General features: G+C 54.0%; 19 protein-coding genes and 1 tRNA gene. All 20 read right to left on the bottom strand.

Annotation, left to right across the window (positions count from 1 at the left end):
* Position 1: 1 nt before the first annotated feature.
* Positions 2 to 77, bottom strand: a tRNA-Lys gene (locus J5069_RS17585).
* A 171-nt stretch (positions 78 to 248) separates the two neighbouring features.
* A complete protein-coding gene (cpoB, locus tag J5069_RS17580) occupies positions 249 to 1040 on the bottom strand; it encodes a cell division protein CpoB (RefSeq protein ID WP_264645072.1) in 792 nt (263 codons plus the stop codon).
* A 9-nt stretch (positions 1041 to 1049) separates the two neighbouring features.
* A complete protein-coding gene (pal, locus tag J5069_RS17575; RefSeq protein ID WP_264624106.1) occupies positions 1050 to 1556 on the bottom strand; it encodes a peptidoglycan-associated lipoprotein Pal in 507 nt (168 codons plus the stop codon).
* 31 nt (positions 1557 to 1587) lie between these two features.
* Positions 1588 to 2880 carry a Tol-Pal system beta propeller repeat protein TolB gene (tolB, locus tag J5069_RS17570; RefSeq protein WP_264645071.1) on the bottom strand — a complete coding sequence of 431 codons (1293 nt, stop codon included), beginning with the start codon at positions 2878 to 2880 and terminating at the stop codon, positions 1588 to 1590.
* A gap of 152 nt (positions 2881 to 3032) precedes the next feature.
* Positions 3033 to 4223: a cell envelope integrity protein TolA gene (gene tolA, locus J5069_RS17565; RefSeq protein ID WP_264645070.1), complete on the bottom strand. Its 1191-nt coding sequence runs from the start codon at positions 4221 to 4223 to the stop codon at positions 3033 to 3035.
* A 77-nt stretch (positions 4224 to 4300) separates the two neighbouring features.
* On the bottom strand, positions 4301 to 4723 hold the full coding sequence (gene tolR / locus J5069_RS17560) for a colicin uptake protein TolR (protein WP_264645069.1): 423 nt from the start codon (positions 4721 to 4723) through the stop codon (positions 4301 to 4303).
* Positions 4724 to 4735: 12 nt separating this feature from the next.
* Positions 4736 to 5419 (bottom strand): Tol-Pal system protein TolQ, encoded by a 684-nt coding sequence (gene tolQ, locus J5069_RS17555; protein WP_264645068.1) that lies wholly within the window; start codon positions 5417 to 5419, stop codon positions 4736 to 4738.
* Positions 5416 to 5820: a tol-pal system-associated acyl-CoA thioesterase gene (gene ybgC / locus J5069_RS17550; RefSeq protein ID WP_264624109.1), complete on the bottom strand. Its 405-nt coding sequence runs from the start codon at positions 5818 to 5820 to the stop codon at positions 5416 to 5418. Before ybgC ends, tolQ begins: the two co-directional genes overlap by 4 nt.
* Positions 5821 to 5954: 134 nt before the next feature.
* Entirely contained in the window at positions 5955 to 6248 is a 294-nt protein-coding gene (gene ybgE, locus J5069_RS17545; RefSeq protein WP_195314803.1) for a cyd operon protein YbgE, read from the bottom strand.
* The gene (gene cydX, locus J5069_RS17540; RefSeq protein ID WP_195314819.1) at positions 6245 to 6367 is read right to left on the bottom strand and encodes a cytochrome bd-I oxidase subunit CydX; all 123 of its coding nucleotides are present in this window, start codon (positions 6365 to 6367) and stop codon (positions 6245 to 6247) included. Before cydX ends, ybgE begins: the two co-directional genes overlap by 4 nt.
* 15 nt (positions 6368 to 6382) lie before the next feature.
* Positions 6383 to 7522, bottom strand: a complete 1140-nt coding sequence (gene cydB / locus J5069_RS17535; RefSeq protein ID WP_264645067.1) for a cytochrome d ubiquinol oxidase subunit II — start codon at positions 7520 to 7522, stop codon at positions 6383 to 6385.
* A gap of 13 nt (positions 7523 to 7535) precedes the next feature.
* The gene (cydA, locus tag J5069_RS17530; protein WP_264645066.1) at positions 7536 to 9104 is read right to left on the bottom strand and encodes a cytochrome ubiquinol oxidase subunit I; all 1569 of its coding nucleotides are present in this window, start codon (positions 9102 to 9104) and stop codon (positions 7536 to 7538) included.
* A gap of 791 nt (positions 9105 to 9895) precedes the next feature.
* The gene (sucD, locus tag J5069_RS17525; RefSeq protein ID WP_264645065.1) at positions 9896 to 10768 is read right to left on the bottom strand and encodes a succinate--CoA ligase subunit alpha; all 873 of its coding nucleotides are present in this window, start codon (positions 10766 to 10768) and stop codon (positions 9896 to 9898) included.
* On the bottom strand, positions 10768 to 11934 hold the full coding sequence (gene sucC, locus J5069_RS17520; RefSeq protein ID WP_264645064.1) for an ADP-forming succinate--CoA ligase subunit beta: 1167 nt from the start codon (positions 11932 to 11934) through the stop codon (positions 10768 to 10770). The genes sucD and sucC overlap by 1 nt, the downstream gene beginning before the upstream one ends.
* 152 nt (positions 11935 to 12086) lie before the next feature.
* Complete coding sequence (gene odhB / locus J5069_RS17515) at positions 12087 to 13310, bottom strand: 2-oxoglutarate dehydrogenase complex dihydrolipoyllysine-residue succinyltransferase (RefSeq protein WP_264645063.1); 1224 nt, start codon at positions 13308 to 13310, stop codon at positions 12087 to 12089.
* 15 nt (positions 13311 to 13325) lie between these two features.
* Positions 13326 to 16133, bottom strand: coding sequence for a 2-oxoglutarate dehydrogenase E1 component (sucA, locus tag J5069_RS17510; protein WP_264645062.1), 2808 nt, complete (start codon positions 16131 to 16133; stop codon positions 13326 to 13328).
* A 313-nt stretch (positions 16134 to 16446) separates the two neighbouring features.
* A complete protein-coding gene (locus J5069_RS17505) occupies positions 16447 to 17163 on the bottom strand; it encodes a succinate dehydrogenase iron-sulfur subunit (protein WP_264645061.1) in 717 nt (238 codons plus the stop codon).
* Between the two features lie 18 nt (positions 17164 to 17181).
* Positions 17182 to 18948 (bottom strand): succinate dehydrogenase flavoprotein subunit, encoded by a 1767-nt coding sequence (gene sdhA, locus J5069_RS17500; RefSeq protein WP_264645060.1) that lies wholly within the window; start codon positions 18946 to 18948, stop codon positions 17182 to 17184.
* Positions 18948 to 19295 carry a succinate dehydrogenase membrane anchor subunit gene (sdhD, locus tag J5069_RS17495; RefSeq protein ID WP_264645059.1) on the bottom strand — a complete coding sequence of 116 codons (348 nt, stop codon included), beginning with the start codon at positions 19293 to 19295 and terminating at the stop codon, positions 18948 to 18950. Before sdhD ends, sdhA begins: the two co-directional genes overlap by 1 nt.
* Positions 19289 to 19678, bottom strand: coding sequence for a succinate dehydrogenase cytochrome b556 subunit (sdhC, locus tag J5069_RS17490; RefSeq protein ID WP_264645058.1), 390 nt, complete (start codon positions 19676 to 19678; stop codon positions 19289 to 19291). Before sdhC ends, sdhD begins: the two co-directional genes overlap by 7 nt.
* Positions 19679 to 19823 lie beyond the last annotated feature (145 nt).

The following is a 19823-nucleotide window of genomic DNA, read 5'->3' as shown; positions in this document are numbered from 1 at the left end:
ATGGTGGGTCGTGCAGGATTCGAACCTGCGACCAATTGATTAAAAGTCAACTGCTCTACCGACTGAGCTAACGACCCATCATGGTGCTACTTCGGCGTTTTCACCTTGCCTTGGCAACGGCGGCATATATTACTAACTTATCCGCTCAGTGCAACCTATTTTCCTGAAAAACTGTTCAACTGCTTAATCATCAAACGACAAAGCACAAAAATCGCTCATGACGCGCAATTTTTGTGCCTGGAAAGGGGTTAAAGCCCAGTCAGTCGTTTTTGTGCCTGCTTGGCGCTTTCGGTGTTGGGATATTGTTTGATGACCTGCTGGTAGACAGCCTTCGCTTTATCCGTCTGCCCCTTTTCCTGCATGATCACCCCAACCTTGAGTAAGGCTTCGGAACTTTTGGGGGATTTAGGGTAATTCTTGACCACGTTCGCAAAGTAGTAAGCGGCGTCGTCTTTCTTACCTTTGTTGTAGTTCAACTGGCCCAGCCAATAGTTGGCATTCGGCTGGTAGGTTGAATCAGGATATTTTTTGATAAATGCCTGAAAGGCAGCAATAGCCTGATCGTACTGCTTTTTCTCTAGCACCAATGCCGCCGCAGCGTTGTAGTCGCTGTTGGCGTCACCCGTACTGGCCGGTGCAACGGCCGCGCCCGCACCATTGCTGGCGGGGCTGGCGGTGGAAGCACCGGTATCGGTTGCTGGCGCAGAAGACGCCGGCGGCGTTGACGACGAAGAGCCCATGCTATCCATTTGCTGATAGATTTGCTTCTGGCGTTCAACAACCTGATTTAACTGGTACTGATTTTCCTGAATCTGCCCGCGCAAACTGTCAATATCGCGCTGCGTATCAGAAAGCTGCTGCTGAAGTTGAGTTAAAAGCTGGCTGTGAGCGTTGGAAATACGCTCCATTTGGGTGACACGGTCTTCCACCGAGCCAGAGCCGACATTACTGATTGGCGCTTGGGCAGTAGCGGCCCAAGGGACCGCTACGCCAACCAATAACGACAGACCCACGAGATGACGTCTGAAGTTACTGTTCATGCAATGCTCTTAGTATACCAGGACCGCACGACGGTTTTTGGACCATGCAGCTTCGTCATGACCCAGAACCGCAGGTTTCTCTTTACCGTAAGAAACGATAGAGATCTGATCGGAAGAAACACCTTTGCCTTGCAGGTACATCTGAACAGCGCTTGCGCGACGTTCGCCCAGGGCGATGTTGTATTCCGGCGTACCGCGTTCATCCGCATGACCTTCGATGGTCACTTTGTAGGACGGGTTGCTGCGCAGGAAGGAAGCGTGCGCGTCCAGCATCTGAGCGAAGTCAGAACGGATATCGTACTTGTCCAGATCGAAGTATACGATGTTGTTGCGTTGCAGTTCTTGCATTTGCAGGCGAGCCTGCTCAGAAGAAGACATATTGCCGTTTTCATAACCGCTGCCTGCAGTGCCAACGGTAGACTGGTCATTGCCGTCTTTCTTGTGTGAACTACATGCGGCGATAGCCAGCACCGGCAGAGCCAACATCAGGCCTTTCAGTACTTTATTGAATTGCATCTCTTATGTCCTTTGAAAAAATTATTTATGTTTATAAATACGGCGACCAGGCAGGGAATTTAACCTGTCCATCAGTTGCCGGAAGACGCGCTTTGAAACGTCCGTCAGTAGACACCAGTTGCAGCACTGAGCCCAGCCCTTGTTTAGAGCTGTAAATCACCATCGTGCCGTTCGGTGCGATACTCGGCGTTTCGTCCAGATAGGTGCCCGTAATGACTTGAACGGCCCCCGTCACCAGATCTTGTGTAGCAATATGCTGAGCGCCGCCGTTGGAGCTCACCATCACTAGCATTTTGCCATCGTCACTGACTTCTGAGTCCTGATTCTGCGCCCCTTCCCAGGTGATACGCTGCGGAGCTCCGCCATTGACGTTAATTTTGTAGACTTGTGGACGTCCAGCCTGATCCGAAGTATATGCCAAAGTCTGGCTGTCGGGGAACCAGGTTGGCTCAGTATTGTTGCTGCGACCATCCGTCACCTGACGGATCTGACCGGAGCCGATGTCCATGACATACAGGTTCAGGCTGCCACTTTTGGAAAGCGCGAAGGCCAGTTTGCTGCCATCCGGGGAAAACGCCGGAGCACCGTTGTGACGCGGGAAGGACGCAACCTGACGGATTGCGCCATTGGCCAACGTTTGAATCACCAGCGCAGAACGACCGCTTTCAAAGGTTACGTATGCCACCTTGCTGCCATCCGGTGACCAGGCCGGTGACATCAACGGCTCAGGAGAGCGGTGCACCACAAACTGGTTGTAGCCATCGTAGTCAGAGACGCGCAGTTCGTAAGGGAACTGACCGCCGTTGGTCTGCACCACATAGGCGATACGGGTACGGAAAGCACCTTTGATACCGGTTAATTTCTGGAACACTTCATCACTGGCGGTATGCGCGGCATAACGCAGCCACTGTTTGGTGACCTTGAACTGGTTTTGCGCCAATACGCTGCCCGGGTTACCCGAGGTATCAACCAGTTGGTAAGAGATCACGTAGCTGCCGTCCGCACCAGGCTGAACCTGGCCGATGATAACGGAATCAATACCCAGCGCCGTCCAGGCCGCAGGGGTGACTTCCGAGGCAGAACCCGGCTGCTGCGGCATACGGCTGGGATCGATCGGATTGAATTTACCGCTGTTGCGCAGATCCGCACCAACGATACCACCAATATCTTCCGGAGCCGCACCGCCGCCAGCCCACTTAAACGGAACCACGGCGATTGGACGTGCCGAGTCAACCCCTTGGGTAATCTCGATACGCACTTCGGCGTGCAGCGCTGTGACCCACAGCATTAAAAACCCTAGTGCAACTTTACATGCCTGCTTCATTTCATCTCCCTTATCCAGAGGTATCGCCTCGGATAAATTAGCAGAATTTTAACATACCGGTATCACCAAAACACAATACCCGTGGGTGGTGCCATCATCCTTGTCCTAAAGGTGCTTTAGCGGCACCTTTAGCCTCGTACTGCACGCCACGATTATTGCGGTTTGAAATCAATCGGTGCGTTTTTGAAAGCTTCATACACATCCGTGCTTGGCGGCTTCGGTATTCTTGCCTGCTTCGCTGCGGCAATCGCCGCCTGACACAGTGCCGGATCGCCACTTTCCGCATCAACGGACACGAGCAGACCATCCGGTGCCAGCTTGATGCGCAATGTACAGGTTTTACCCCGATAAAGCTGCCAATCATAGAATTTACTCTGGATCGCCGCGCGCACCTGACCGCCATAGCTGTCCAGGGCGGCACCGGAGGCACCGCTCTTTTTCGCCGCACCGGCGCCGGCTGGCGCACCGCCACCCGATTTAGGCGCGTTTTTCGACGACGCCAAACCACCGAGCAGATCGTCGACTGAATCAGACTGTGCCGCGGCTTCCGCTGCGGCTTTTTTATCCGCAGCCGCCTTGGCCTTTGCGTCTGCTGCGGCTTTGGCTTTCGCATCAGCAGCAGCTTTTGCTTTGGCATCGGCTTCCGCTTTGGCCTTGGCATCCGCTTCCGCCTTGGCTTCTGCGGCCTTCGCTTTGGCATCGGCTTCCGCTTTCGCCTTGGCTTCAGCATCGGTTTTGGCTTTCGCATCGGCTACCGCTTTGGCCTTGGCTTCTTCTTCAGCCTGCTTTTTCGCGGCAGCAGCAGCGGCTGCCTGTTTCTTCACTTCTTCTTCAGCTTTTTTCTTAGCGTCAGCGGTGGCTTTGGCTTGTTGTTCAGCTTCTGCTTTCGCTTTCGCCGCAGCGGCTTCCGCCTGCTGCTGCTGTTCTTTGGCCTTAGCGGCAGCGGCTTCTGACTGCTTACGCTGCTCGGCCTGCTCTTGCGCCTGCTGCTTGGCGTCTTCTTGCGCTTGCAGGCGTTCTTTCTCTAGCTCTTTTAAGCGCTGTTGCTCAGCAGCCTGCTTTTGCTGTAACTCATCAGCCTGCTGTTCAGCCTGCTTTTTGCGCAATTGTTCAGCACGCTTTGCATCGCTCTGCTGCTGTTGCTGGCGGTTGTACTGTTCGACAACGGCATTGGGATCAACCATTACCGCATCGATTGCCGAGCCGCCGCCACCGCCGCCACTGGCATCCATAGAGGAATGGAATGAGCTCCAAACCAGCAAAGCAATCAGTATGATGTGCAAAACGGCCGAGACGATAATAGCGCGTTTTAACTTATCAGGTTTTTCGGTGGCCTTTAGCACAAGCGATTCCCAAATACTGTGTTGCTGTAATTAACGATTGCCAGAAAAAACGTCACGCTTTGACTGCAACGCATTGATTATATAGGCTGAGTCATCAGACCTACTGATTTAACCCCGGCCTGACGCAGCAGGTTCAGTGCCTTGATGATCTCTTCGTAGGGCACATCTTTCGCGCCACCGATCAAAAACACTGACTTGGGATTCTCAACCATACGCGCCTGGGCTTCCGCCACAATCTGCTCTGCGGGAAGTTGCTCCATCCGCTTTTGCTCGATAACCAAGCTGTACTGGCCTACGCCCGACACCTCAACGATAACAGGCGGGTTATCGTTAGTGGAGACGGTTTTGGAATCTGTCGCATCAGGCAAATCCACTTCCACACTCTGCGTGATGATGGGTGCCGTTGCCATGAAAATCAGCAACAACACCAATAGCACGTCCAGCAATGGAACGATGTTAATTTCGGATTTTAGATCCCGGCGACCACGTGAACGAGCCATGCTGCCTCCTGATTACTTGCTATTTTCAGTGAAGGCCTGACGATGCAGGATAGCGATGAACTCTTCCATGAAGTTGTCGTAGTTCTGCTCCAGTTTATTCACGCGCTGATTCAGACGGTTATAGGCCATTACCGCCGGGATTGCCGCAAACAGACCAATCGCGGTCGCAATCAGTGCCTCGGCAATACCCGGAGCAACCATTTGCAACGTGGCCTGCTTAACCGCACCCAACGCGATAAAGGCGTGCATGATCCCCCACACGGTACCGAACAGGCCGATATACGGGCTGATAGAGCCGACGGTTCCCAAGAACGGGATGTGGGTTTCAAGCATTTCCAACTCGCGGTTAAAGGAAATACGCATGGCGCGAGAAGCCCCTTCCACCACGGCTTCCGGCGCATGGCTGTTAGCCCGATGCAACCGGGCAAACTCTTTAAAGCCGGAATAGAAGATCTGCTCTGAACCTGCCAGCGAATCGCGGCGCGTCTGACTTTCCTGATACAGCCGGGAGAGTTCAATGCCTGACCAGAATTTATCTTCAAAGGCTTCAGCTTCACGCGTAGCGGTATTCAAAATGCGCGTGCGTTGGATGATGATCGCCCAAGAAGCGATGGAAAAACCAATCAAAACCAGCATGATAAGTTTCACTAAAAGACTGGCTTTCAGGAACAAATCAAGGATATTCATGTCAGTCACTGCTTAAACTCCGCGACAATAGACTTAGGAAGCGCGATGGGCTTCATGTGATGTGGATCGATACAAGCGATCAATACGTCGGCCTGACTCAACAGATCGCCGTGAGAATTGAGAATACGCTGAGCAAACGTGAGAGAAGCACCGCGTATCACTGTGATTTCACTCTCTACGTTCAATAAATCATCCAGACGGGCCGGAGAAAAATACTCGACCGCCATACGGCGCACAGCGAAAGCCACATGCTCTTCCAGCAAGGCGCACTGATGAAAGCCGTGCTGGCGTAACATTTCTGTCCGCGCACGCTCATAAAAGGCGATATAACGGGCGTGATACACCACGCCACCGGCGTCTGTGTCTTCATAGTAGACACGCACAGGCCAACGAAACAACGTATTGCTCACTCTACATCCCGGTAATACAACGAAACACCGCTACTATACGCAAGAGAAATGAGGTTTGGAATGGCTAGCTTAGAGGGAAATAAAATAATTATGGGTTGCGCGCAACCCATAACCAAACGGAATAGACGGTAATACTAGCGAAAGAAGTAAATAAGCCCTGCGAGCAGGATCACAAAGGCAGGAAAAGGCGCAAAAATCACGCGCCACAGCAGGCGCTGTTGGCGAAACCCTACCCCGTATATCACACCGGTGCACACCGCCCACACCAGCAACGGGCCTTGCCACACTTCCAACGCGCTGGTACGCGCGGCAAAGCGTGTCGGGTCCCACATCACACAGCCTGCCATCAGCAATGCCATGAGCAGGGCAAGAGCCCGTAACGGGCCCTTGTCCATTAGCTGGTAGAGTTTATCAACCAGACTACTCATTGCGCGTTGTCTTCTGCCGCTTTCGCTTTGGTCGCTTCACTCTGCTCTAACGCCAGAGCGGTAATAATCCCCAGCGAACAAGCAAGAAGCGTTCCGAGTATCCAGGCAAAATACCACATCATTAAGCTCCTTACTTAGTACAGAGAGTGGGTGTTCTGTTCAATATGCTCTTTGGTAATGCGACCGAACATTTTGTAGTAACACCATGCCGTGTAAGAGAGCACGATGGGTACAAAAATAATCGCGACGATCGTCATCACTTTCAGCGTGTACAGGCTCGAGGTGGCATCCCACATGGTCAGGCTCACGTTCGGTTGTGTGATGGAAGGCATCACAAACGGGAACATGGCAACCCCAGCGGTCAGGATAACGCAGGCGATAGTCAGCGAACTGAACAGGAAGGCCAGGCCGCCCTTGTTAGCACGCGCCGTCGTGATAGTCAGCAGCGGCAACACCACGCCCAACAGCGGGATCGCCCACAGCACCGGATGCGCCGTGAAGTTAGCCAACCAGGCACCGGCCTGATGCGCCACTTCTTTGTGCAACGGGTTAGACTCTGCCGCCTTGTCCAGCACGGAGGTGATGGTGTAACCATCGATACCGTAAATCACCCACACGCCAGCCAACGCAAAGGTCACCATCATCACCAACGCCGACAACTGAGCTGCACCTTTGGAACGCACATGCAGATCGCCGTTGGTGCGCATCATCAGGTAGGTAGCCCCTTGAGTCAGGATCATGGTCAGGCTGACAACGCCCGCCAACAGGCCAAACGGGTTGAGCAATTGGAAGAAGCTACCGGTGTAGAACAACCTGGCACTGGCATCAATATGGAACGGCACGCCCTGCAACAGGTTACCGAACGCCACACCGATCACCACCGGTGGCACAAAGCTACCGATGAAGATGCCCCAGTCCCACATGTTGCGCCAACGCGGGTCTTCCAGCTTGGAACGGTAGTCAAAACCGATCGGGCGGAAGAACAACGATGCCAGCACCAGAATCATCGCGATATAGAAACCGGAGAACGCGGCGGCATACACCATCGGCCAGGCAGCAAACAATGCCCCACCCGCGGTGATAAGCCACACCTGGTTACCGTCCCAGTGCGGAGCGATACTGTTGATCATGATACGGCGTTCTACATCATTACGCCCCATCACGCGCACCAGCACGCCGACGCCCATATCAAAGCCGTCAGTGATGGCGAAACCAATCATCAGCACGCCAATCAACAGCCACCAGATAAAACGTAATACTTCATATTCAAACATAGTGGACTCCTGTTTACCGTGCGTCCTGAGCCAGCGTCAACGGCTGTTCAAAGTGGTAACGCCCTGTTTTCAGGCTGCTTGGGCCGAGGCGCGCGAATTTGAACATCAGATACATTTCGGCGACCAGGAACAACGTATACAAACCGCAAATCAAGCCCATCGACAGCAGGATGTCACCGGCCGTGAGCGAAGAGTTCGCCACCGCCGTTGGCAGCACTTCACCGATAGCCCACGGTTGGCGACCGTACTCAGCAACAAACCAACCGGCTTCAACCGCAATCCACGGTAACGGAATACCGAACAAGGCCGCACGCAGCAGCAGCTTGTTTTTACCGATACGGTTTCTGATCACGCTCCAGAACGACAGGCCGATAATCAGCAGCATCAGTACGCCACAGGCCACCATGATGCGGAACGAGAAGTAGAGTGGCGCAACGCGAGGAATTGAATCCTTGGTCGCCTGCTGAATTTGCGCTTCTGTCGCGTTAGCAACGTCCGTCGTGTAGCGTTTGAGCAGCATGCCGTAACCCAGATCCTGTTTGGTCTGGTTAAAGGCTTCACGCACCGCCGGATCGGTATTACCCGCACGCAGCTGTTCCAGCAACTCATACGCTTTGATGCCGTTGCGAATACGCACCTGATGACCATCCATCAGCTCACGCAGCCCCAGCACCACGCCATCCGTCGAACGCGTGGCGATAAGCCCCAGCATAAACGGAATGCGCACCGCGAACTGGTTCTCCATTTTGTCCTGATTAGGAATGGCGAACAGCGTAAAGCTGGCAGGTGCCGGTTGGGTTTCCCACTCGGCTTCAATCGCGGCCAGCTTGGTTTTTTGGACGTCGCCCATTTCATAGCCGGATTCATCACCCAGTACGATAACTGACAGCACAGCCGCAGTGCCGAAGCTGGCAGCGATGGCGAATGAGCGTTTGGCAAAGGCCAAATCACGGCCCTTGAGCAGATAGTAAGCACTGATACCCAGAATGAACATGGCACCGGTGGTGTAACCTGCGGCCACGGTATGGACGAATTTCACCTGCGCAACCGGATTCAGCACCAGTTGAGAGAAACTCACCATTTCCATGCGCATGGTTTCGAAATTGAATTCGGATGCGATGGGGTTTTGCATCCAGCCGTTCGCGACCAGAATCCACAGCGCGGAGAAGTTGGACCCCAACGCCACCAGCCAGGTCACGGCCATGTGTTGCACTTTGCCCAGGCGATCCCAGCCAAAGAAGAACAAGCCAACAAACGTTGATTCGAGGAAGAACGCCATCAGGCCTTCAATCGCCAGCGGCGCGCCGAAAATGTCCCCGACATAGTGAGAGAAATAGGACCAGTTAGTACCGAACTGGAACTCCATGGTCAGCCCGGTGGCCACGCCGAGTGCAAAGTTGATACCAAACAATTTGCCCCAGAACTTGGTCATATCCTTGTAGATTTGTTTGCCCGTTAGCACATAGACCGTTTCCATGATCGCCAACAAAAACGCCATCCCCAGCGTTAATGGTACGAAAAGGAAATGGTACATCGCGGTTAAGGCAAACTGTAAACGTGACAGTTCGACTATATCAAACATCTTGACTCCTTGCTCCTCGCAGGAAGGTTTTAGCTTGTCAATGCCAACAAGCCGCTAAACACCCAAAAAGAACACAACAGAAAATTGCTTCAGAACCGGCTTTTATAAACAGCGAGAGTTCACCGTTAAACCAATAACAAGCCAAAGAAAACACGTTAAAAATAGCTTAAAACGATACCACAAACAGGGTAGCGGCTATATTACGCTTGTAATCCCCTACAATAAATAGGTTTTTACGTGACACAGATTGTGTTTTTGGTTTCAAATCAACTTTACCCTTTCGGCGCACCTTCGGTGAAAATTGATGTGGCGCAATTTAAGCGTATTTCCCTGTTTATAGCCAGCTTAAGATTTTGATCTCGCGCAAATAGCGCCGCTAATGTTAATTTCTGGTTTACCAGGTTTTCGCCATGCTATTAGTTGTTAAATAAATGTAGAAATAAACGTAACAACGGCATCAATTAGCAAACCAATTTTTGACTTGCTCGCGCAGAGTTAATTTTCTGCCCTATCAAGCGTAGATGATTTAACCATAACCACATTGTTTAAATTGTTAATTTAATGTTGCCATGGTTAATATATTGAGCACTAGATTAATAACGGGTCTTAATTATTTTTGTATTCCTCTTTTATTACGGTACAGACAATAAAAAAGGGCCATCCAAAGATGGCCCCCAAACTGCACTTTATTCCTCGTCATCCTCGGCGAAAGCCGGGGATCTCTGTGAGAAGAAACGCGTTTCACCTGCAAGAGATTCCCGCTTTCGCGAGAATGACGGTAGTAGCCGGTACTAGCGCGCCAATGCGGCTTTCACTGCTTCGCCGATATCTGCCAGGCTGCGTACCGTTTTCACGCCAGCGGCTTCCAGCGCAGCGAATTTATCATCCGCCGTGCCTTTACCACCGGCAATGATGGCACCCGCATGGCCCATGCGCTTGCCCTTCGGTGCCGTCACACCGGCGATGTACCCTACCACCGGTTTGGTAACATGCGCTTTGATATAGGCTGCCGCTTCTTCTTCCGCCGTGCCACCGATTTCACCGATCATTACGATGGCCTCGGTTTGCGGATCCTGCTCGAACAGCGCCAGAATATCGATAAAGTTGGAGCCTGGAATCGGGTCGCCGCCGATACCGACACAGCTTGACTGACCCAACCCGGTATCCGTGGTCTGTTTAACCGCTTCGTAGGTCAGCGTTCCTGAACGTGAAACGATCCCCACTTTACCCGGCTTGTGAATATGGCCGGGCATAATGCCAATTTTGCATTCACCCGGCGTAATGACGCCCGGGCAGTTCGGCCCAATCATCCGCACGCCGCTCTGTTCCAGCTTCACCTTCACGGTCAGCATATCCAGCGTCGGGATACCTTCAGTGATACAGATAACCAGCTCAATACCCGCATCAATCGCTTCCAGAATCGAGTCTTTGCAAAACGGTGCCGGTACGTAGATCACCGAAGCCGTAGCGCCGGTCGCTTCCACCGCTTCGCGCACGGTATTAAACACCGGCAAACCCAAATGTTCTGTGCCGCCTTTACCAGGCGTCACGCCGCCCACCAGTTGCGTACCGTAAGCGAGTGCTTGCTCAGAGTGGAAGGTGCCTTGGCTGCCGGTAAATCCCTGGCAAATGACTTTCGTGTGTTTATCAATCAAAATAGACATTATTTACCCTCCGCTGCCTTCACAACCTGCTGAGCCGCATCTGTCAAACTGGTGGCGGCGATGATATTCAGGCCGCTGTCCGCCAGTTTCTTGGCACCCAGTTCCGCATTGTTTCCTTCCAGGCGCACCACCACAGGTACGTTAACGCCCACTTCGGCTACCGCACCGATGATGCCATCAGCAATCAGGTCGCAGCGCACGATACCGCCAAAGATATTGACCAGTACCGCTTTCACATTGTCGTCGGAGAGAATGATTTTAAAGGCTTCCGTTACGCGCTCTTTAGTTGCGCCACCGCCCACATCCAGGAAGTTGGCCGGTGCGCCGCCGTGCAGTTTGACGATGTCCATGGTGCCCATGGCAAGACCCGCACCGTTCACCATGCAGCCGATATTGCCATCGAGCGCCACATAGTTCAGTTCCCACTGCGCCGCGTGCGCCTCGCGGGAATCTTCCTGACTCGGATCGCGCATTTCACGCAGTTCCGGCTGACGGAACAATGCATTGCCGTCAGCGCCGAGTTTGCCGTCCAGACAGATCAGATCGCCCTGCTTGGTGATCACCAGCGGGTTAATCTCCACCAGCGCCAGATCGCGCTCCAGGAACAGCGTCGCCAGTCCCATGAAAATCTTGGTGAACTGCGCCACTTGCTTGCCGCTCAGGCCCAGTTTAAAGGCCAGCTCACGGCCCTGATAAGGCTGCGGGCCGGTCAACGGATCGAGCGCGGCTTTATGAATCAGTTCCGGCGTCTCTTCCGCGACTTTTTCAATTTCCACCCCGCCTTCAGTCGAGGCCATAAACACCACGCGACGCGTAGCGCGATCGACCACGGCACCGAGATAGAGTTCTTGATCGATGTCGGTTGCGGCTTCCACCAGAATCTGGTGTACAGGCTGACCTTGCGCATCCGTTTGGTAGGTCACCAAACGTTTGCCCAGCCAATTTTCCGCAAACGCGCGAATATCTTCTTTGCTGCTCACCACTTTTACGCCGCCCGCTTTACCACGGCCACCCGCATGCACCTGGCATTTCACCACCCACGGACCGGTGCCAATTTTCGAGGCGGCCTCTTCTGCTTCGCGCGGCGTGGTGCAGGCATAACCGGTCGGCGCCGGCAGGCCATATCGAGCAAAGAGCTGTTTTGCCTGATATTCATGTAAATTCATGATGTTCTATCCATCTCGGTTTGAAGATAAGTCGCATGACTTTCTTGATATTATTGGATAACGCCGCCAGGGGCGGCTGCATAGCACAAAGTAAACCAATACTCCCGTATGACCGCCGCTCGGCAGGCGGCGGCGGTCTACGTCATCACACGCTATACATCCAGCAGCAGGCGTGTTGGATCTTCCAGCATCTCTTTTACCGTGACCAAAAAGCCCACGGATTCGCGACCATCAATCAGCCGGTGATCGTAAGAAAGCGCCAGATACATCATCGGTAGAATCACCACCTGACCCTCCACGGCCATCGGCCTGTCTTTGATGGCATGCATGCCCAGAATCGCGCTTTGCGGCGGGTTGATGATTGGCGTGGACATCAGGGAGCCGAACACGCCACCGTTGGTAATGGTGAAATTACCGCCGGTCAGTTCTTCTACCGTCAGTTTGCCGTCGCGCCCTTTCAGCGCGAGATCTTTGATTTTCTTCTCAACATCAGCCATACCCAGCGCATCGACATCGCGCAGCACTGGCGTGACCAGACCGCGCGGCGTGGAGACCGCGATACTGACATCAAAATAGTTGTGGTACACCACATCTTCGCCGTCAATGGAGGCGTTCACCTCGGGGTAGCGTTTCAACGCTTCCACCACGGCTTTGATGTAGAACGACATAAAGCCCAGGCGCACGCCGTGGCGTTTTTCAAACGCATCGCCGTACTGCTGACGCAGGTCCATAATCGGCTTCATGTTGACTTCGTTAAAGGTCGTCAACATGGCGGTACTGTTTTTCGCTTCGAGCAGGCGTTCCGCAACACGCTTACGCAGGCGCGTCATCGGCACACGTTTTTCGCTGCGGTGGGCCAAAGCGGGTGCAGCTTGCGCTTTCTCCGCTTTTTTATCACTGCCGCTGGCAGCCTGCGTCTGCGCCGCCAGATGCTTCTCCACATCTTCACGCGTGATACGTCCACCGACGCCGCTGCCTTTGATCGCAGCCGCATCCAGACCGTGCTCACCGATCAGACGACGAATTGCCGGACTGAGCGCGTCGTTGTTCTCTTCGGTCAACCCGGCGGTATGGCGCTGGGCAGGCGTAGACTCTTTGCTCTGCGATTTTTCGCTGGTTTCTTTACCGGAACTGTCGCCCCGACGCAGACGCCCAAGAATTTGGCGCGATGTCACCGTAGCGCCTTCGCTTTCCAGCACGGCATCCAGCACGCCCGCTTCAGGCGCAGGCACTTCCAGCACCACTTTATCGGTTTCAATTTCGACCAGCACTTCATCACGCTGGACGCTGTCACCCGGATTTTTATGCCAGGTCGCCACGGAAGCATCCGCTACCGATTCGGGAAGGTCAGGGACAAGAATATCTACGCTACTCATTATCTATCCTTTTATTTAATCAACGTTCAGCGCGTCGTTAACCAGATCTTGCTGTTGTTTCTGATGCACAGACATATAACCGACCGCCGGAGAGGCGGAGGCCGGGCGTCCGGCGTAACGCAAAGACGCTCCAAAGGGAATCACTTCGCGGAAATGGTGCTGGCTGCAATACCATGCTCCCTGATTAAGCGGCTCTTCCTGACACCAGACAAAATCATGCACATGCGCAAACGGCGCTAACGCCGCTTGTACCGCCTGCTGCGGGAACGGGTAGAGTTGCTCGATGCGCACAATCGCCACGTTGTTCTGTTCATTCTTACGACGCTGTTCCAATAAATCATAGTAGACCTTGCCGGAACAGAGCACGACGCGCTTCACTCCTTGCGGATCAAGTTCGTCAATTTCACCGATAGCCGGCTGGAACGCACCGTTTGCCAACTCTTCCAACGAGGAGATCGCCAGCGGATGGCGCAACAGCGATTTCGGTGACATCACCACCAGCGGACGCCGCATACCGCGTAGCGCCTGACGACGCAACATATGGTAAACCTGCGCCGGGGTCGACGGAATGCACACCTGCATGTTTTGTTCAGCGCACAGTTGCAGATAACGCTCGAGTCGCGCGGAGGAGTGCTCCGGACCCTGACCTTCATAGCCGTGCGGCAACAGCATTACCAGGCCGCACATGCGTCCCCATTTCTGCTCACCGGAGCTGATGAACTGATCGATCACCACCTGCGCACCGTTGGCGAAATCGCCGAACTGCGCTTCCCAAATGGTCAACGTGCGCGGCTCTGCCGTGGCATATCCGTATTCAAACGCCAGAATCGCCTCTTCGGACAACACCGAGTCCCACACGTTAAACGTGCCCTGCGCGTTATGCACGTGTTCCAGCGGCGTGTAGCTCGAGCCATTCTTTTGGTTATGCACCACGGCGTGGCGGTGGAAGAAAGTGCCACGGCCGCTGTCTTCACCGGAAATACGTATAGGAATACCGTCATCCACCAGCGTGGCGTAAGCCAGGGTTTCGGCGCCGCCCCAATCGAAAGGCTTATTACCCAACGCCATTTCGGCACGATCGGCATACACCTTGGTAACACGCGGATGCGTCTCGATGGCTTCCGGCACTTCACTGATGCGTTTTGCCAACTCTTGCAGGCGTTTCATCTCCACTTTGTGCGGATAGGGTTCATCCCACTCGTGGTTCAGGTAAGGCGTCCAGGTAAAGGATTGCATGTCCATTTCACGCCACTCTTCCACCACACATTCGCCCGCGTCCAACGCGTCGCGATACAGGTTAACCTGTACGGTGGCATCTTCCAGCGTGATGCTTTTTTCCAGTTCCAGGCGATCGGCATACACCTTGCGCGGCGTCGGGTGTTTTTTGATCTTCTGGTACATCATCGGCTGCGTGGCACTTGGCTCATCCGCTTCGTTGTGACCATGACGACGGTAGCAAATCAGATCGATAAACACATCGCGTTTGAACTCATTGCGGAAATCCAGCGCCAGACGCGTCACATAGGCGACCGCTTCCGGGTCGTCAGCGTTGACGTGGAAAATCGGTGCCTGCACCATCTTGCCAATGTCGGTGCAATATTCCGTGGAACGAATATCCAGCGGGTTGGAGGTGGTGAAACCAATGCGGTTGTTGATCACGATACGCAACGTACCGCCCACTTCGTAGCCGCGCACGGTGGACATGTTCAGCAGTTCCTGCACCACGCCCTGCCCACTGATGGCGGCATCGCCGTGAATGGTCACCGGCAACACGCGTGGACCGCTCTCACTGCTGAGACGATCGAGGCGCGCACGCACGGAACCGGTCACCACCGGGCTGACAATCTCAAGATGCGAGGGGTTAAACGCCAGCGCCAGATGCACCAGACCGCCTTCAGTCGCGAATTCAGACGAAAAGCCCTGATGGTATTTCACATCACCGGTGCCGAGATGCTCTTTGTGCTTACCGGCAAACTCATCGAACAAATCCTGCGGCTTTTTGCCCAGTACGTTAACCAGCACGTTGAGGCGGCCACGGTGCGCCATGCCCAACACCACTTCGCGCGTGCCGTTGTTGCCCGCGTGGCGGATCATCTCTTTGAGCATCGGCACCAGCGCATCGCCACCTTCCAGCGAGAAGCGTTTAGCGCCCGGGTATTTGGCACCCAAATAGCGCTCAAGCCCTTCCGCCGCCGTCAGCTCTTTCAGGAAGCGATACTTCTCTTCCAAACTAAAAGAAGGCTGGCCGGTAATGGATTCGATACGCTGCTGAATCCAGCGTTTTTCATCGGTGCTGGTGATGTGCATGTATTCCGCACCGATAGAACCGCAGTAGGTGCGCTTCAAGGCGTCATACAATTCACCGAGCTTCATGGTCTCTTTGCCAATGGCAAAAGAGCCCACGTTATAGGAATCCTGAAGGTCATCTGCCGTCAGGTTATGGTAGGCCAGATCGAGTTCAGCAACCGGGGCTTGCGGGCGTAAATCGATCGGGTCCAGCTTGGCTTGCTGATGTCCACGGAAACGAAACGCGTTAATCAGCTGCAATACTTTGACCTGCTTGGCGTCAATGTCAGGATCGGTCACAGAGGAGCTAAAGCGCGAGGCATCTTTCGCCAGACGGCGGAAATAGTCGCGCGTTTTGGAGTGCAGTTGATCGGGTTTGACCCCCGCCGTAGGCAACTGCTGGAAGATAGACCGCCAGCTAAGATCGATAGAATCCGGATCGGTTAAAAAATCTTCATAGAGCTGTTCTATGTAGGACTGGTTCGCGCCCGCCAGATAGGAGGAATCCAGCCAGGCCTTCATTGCGCCGTTCTGCATTGTGATCCCTTAAGCTAATAAGCTTCAGTTTTCGCCGTGGTTAACATGTCCTGTGCCGTAAAAAAACCAGGCACCGTAAACGGTTCATTTCCCTGTCAGATACGCAGGGCCAGGGTATCCTTACCCTTTAAGGAACCTTTAAAAACCGGTTTGGCGCACAAGCCCGTTTTTAAAGGTTTCCTATCATCCCCCCGCTAACCGCCGGGGGGGATAATCATGTTACGTCTTACCACTGCACACTACGGCAGTTTTACCTCTGCGCCGCGCCGTAATTTCTCTGCGCGGCGGCGCTTACGCGGTTTCGCGCGGTACTTTAGGCCCCGCGTTGCAACAACATCGATTTGATGTGCCCAATCGCCCGCGTGGGGTTGAGTCCTTTCGGGCAGACATTGACACAGTTCATGATGCTGTGGCAGCGGAATACGCTGAAGGCATCATCCAGCGCATCCAGTCGCGGCTTGGTTTCCGTATCACGGCTGTCGATCAGGAAACGGTAAGCCGCCAGCAGCCCCGCCGGGCCCACAAATTTATCCGGGTTCCACCAGAACGACGGACAAGACGTGGAACAGCAGGCGCACATGATGCACTCATACAATCCATCCAGCTTGGCACGCTGGTCCGGCGACTGCAAATGTTCACGCGCCGGTGGATTCTGTCCATTATTCAACAAGTAAGGCTTTATTTTCTCATATTGGGCATAGAACTGTCCCATGTCCACCACCAAATCGCGGATTACCGGTAATCCCGGCAATGGACGGATGACAATTTTACCTTTAGCCCGTTGCAGCGCCGAGACTGGCGTGATGCAAGCCAGCCCGTTTTTGCCGTTCATGTTCAGGCCGTCAGAACCACAGACCCCTTCACGGCAAGAGCGACGGAACGCCAGCGTAGGATCTTGCTCTTTCAGTTGGATCAGCGCGTCAAGTAACATCATGTCGCGCCCTTCCTCCGCCTCCAGCGTGTACTCCTGCATATGCGGCGCGTCGTCAACATCCGGGTTGTAGCGATAAATTGAAAATTCAAGTTTCATCGTGCCATCTCCGCGACATTAATAAGTACGTATTTTCGGCGGAAACGCCGGACGTAATTTAGGTTGCATGTTCACCTCACGGCGCGTCATGCTCTCGTTTTGCGGCAAATACAGCGAATGACACAACCAGTTTTCATCATCGCGATCCGGGTAGTCGAAGCGGCTGTGCGCCCCACGACTTTCGGTACGGTAATTGGCGGAGACGGCCGTTGCATAGGCAGTTTCCATCAGGTTATCCAGTTCGAGACACTCAATGCGCTGGGTATTGAACTCCGTAGAGGTGTCATCAAGGCGCGCATTTTTCAGACGCTCGCGAATCACCTTCAGCTCTTCCAACCCTTTCGCCATCGCATCCCCTTCACGGAACACCGAGAAGTTGTTCTGCATGCAGGATTGCAATGCCTTGCGGATTTCCACCGGATCTTCCCCAGTGCGATTGTTGTTCCAGCGGTTCAAACGTTCCAACGCCGCTTCAACATCGCTGTCGCTGGCATCGCGCAGTTCACCCTGCTCTTGCAGCGATTCTTGCAAATGCATGCCGGCAGAGCGGCCAAACACCACCAGATCGAGCAGCGAGTTACCGCCTAAACGGTTAGCGCCGTGTACGGAAACGCAGGCAATCTCCCCGACGGCAAACAGCCCCGGCACCACAACATCTTCGCCCTTTTCATTGACCGTCAACGCCTGACCGCTCACCTTGGTGGGAATGCCGCCCATCATATAGTGACAGGTGGGAATGACCGGAATCGGTTCTTTCACTGGATCGACGTGAGCAAAAGTACGAGACAGCTCCAGAATGCCCGGCAGGCGTGATTCCAGCACCTCTTTACCCAAGTGATCCAGTTTCAGCTTGGCGTGCGGGCCCCACGGGCCGTCGCAGCCGCGCCCTTCACGGATTTCAATCATGATGGAGCGCGCAACCACATCGCGGCCAGCCAGATCTTTGGCGTTAGGCGCATAGCGCTCCATAAAACGCTCACCGTGCTTGTTGAGCAAATAGCCCCCTTCACCACGGCAGCCTTCGGTCACCAACACCCCTGCGCCCGCAATTCCGGTCGGGTGGAACTGCCACATTTCCATATCCTGCACCGGCACACCGGCACGCAACGCCATGCCGACGCCATCACCGGTATTGATGTAGGCGTTGGTGGTGGATTGGTAGATGCGGCCTGCACCACCGGTTGCCAGTATCGTTGCACCCGCTTTGAAATAGACCACTTCGCCAGTTTCAATACAGATAGCGGTACAGCCGACCACTGCGCCATCCTGATTCTTCACCAGATCCAGCGCATACCATTCAGAGAAGATGGTGGTGTGATTTTTCAGGTTTTGCTGATAAAGCGTATGCAGCAGGGCATGGCCGGTACGGTCAGCCGCTGCGGCCGTACGCGCCGCCTGCTCACCGCCGAAATTCTTCGATTGCCCGCCGAACGGACGCTGATAGATGCGGCCATCATCCAGACGAGAGAAAGGCAGCCCCATATGTTCCAGTTCCAGAATGGCTTCCGGGCCGGTTTTGCACATGTATTCGATGGCATCCTGATCGCCAATGTAGTCCGACCCTTTTACGGTATCGTACATGTGCCATTCCCAGTTATCTTCATGGGTATTGCCCAGTGCGACGGTAATACCGCCCTGCGCAGACACCGTGTGCGAGCGCGTCGGGAATACCTTGGACAGCAGGGCACAGGAAAGCCCCATTTGGGAGATTTGTAACGCAGCGCGCATACCTGCACCGCCTGCGCCGACAACAACGGCATCAAATTGCCTAATTGGTAAATTCATCACGCACCCCACACCACAACGGTTCCATAAATAACGTACACCAGCAGCGCCACCACGATGGCGAGTTGCAATATCAGACGCAACGCCAGCGGCTTGATGTAGTCAGTCAGCACCTGCCACATCCCTATCCAGGCGTGAACCAGGATGGCGAACAGCGTCAGCAGCGTGAACACTTTGGTAAGGGGCATCGCGAAGAAACCGCGCCAGACCGGATAGGTGATATCCCCCGCCGTCGCGATGAAACCGATGAGATAAATCACGTAGAGCACGATAACAATGGCAGAAGCGCGAATGAGCAGCCAATCGTGAACGCCATTACGTCCTAATGCAGAAGCATTGCTTACCATACGAGGACTCCAGCCAGTAGTGAAAGCACGACAGTAATGATAAAAGAGAGCCTTGCGGAACGATTTCCCGACGCGAGATCTTCTTCCAGAAAGCCAAAGTCCATCATCAGGTGGCGTAATCCGCCAACGATGTGGTAGGCCAGCGCGGTGAGGATGCCCCACAGAATAAATTTAACAATCACGCTATCCAGAATGGCCGCGGCGTACAGGAATCCCTCTTCTGAGGCAAGAGAGTGCCCGAGCAGCCACAGCAGAATGCCGACGGCCACAAAGGTAATTACGCCAGAGACACGGTGAAGAATTGAGGCTATCGCAGTTACGGGAAACTGGATCGTTTGCAGATCCAGATTGACAGGTCTTTGTTTTTTCACGGATTTGCCCACACACCTTTATTATTTTTCGTTCCTCCGGACCTGTAACTAGGTCAGACAGCGCGAAGAATGCAGCCACATGCTTCCGGGTGATACGTTGGCCTTAACGTCAACATCCCATGTTAAACGGCACATGACTTATTCACGCTGGGTGCTC

The organism is Candidatus Symbiopectobacterium sp. NZEC127 (genome assembly GCF_025962675.1).
Classification (GTDB): Bacteria; Pseudomonadota; Gammaproteobacteria; order Enterobacterales; family Enterobacteriaceae; genus Symbiopectobacterium.
Note: the sequence above shows the minus strand (reverse complement) of the source record. Positions and strands in the feature narration are given on the sequence as shown.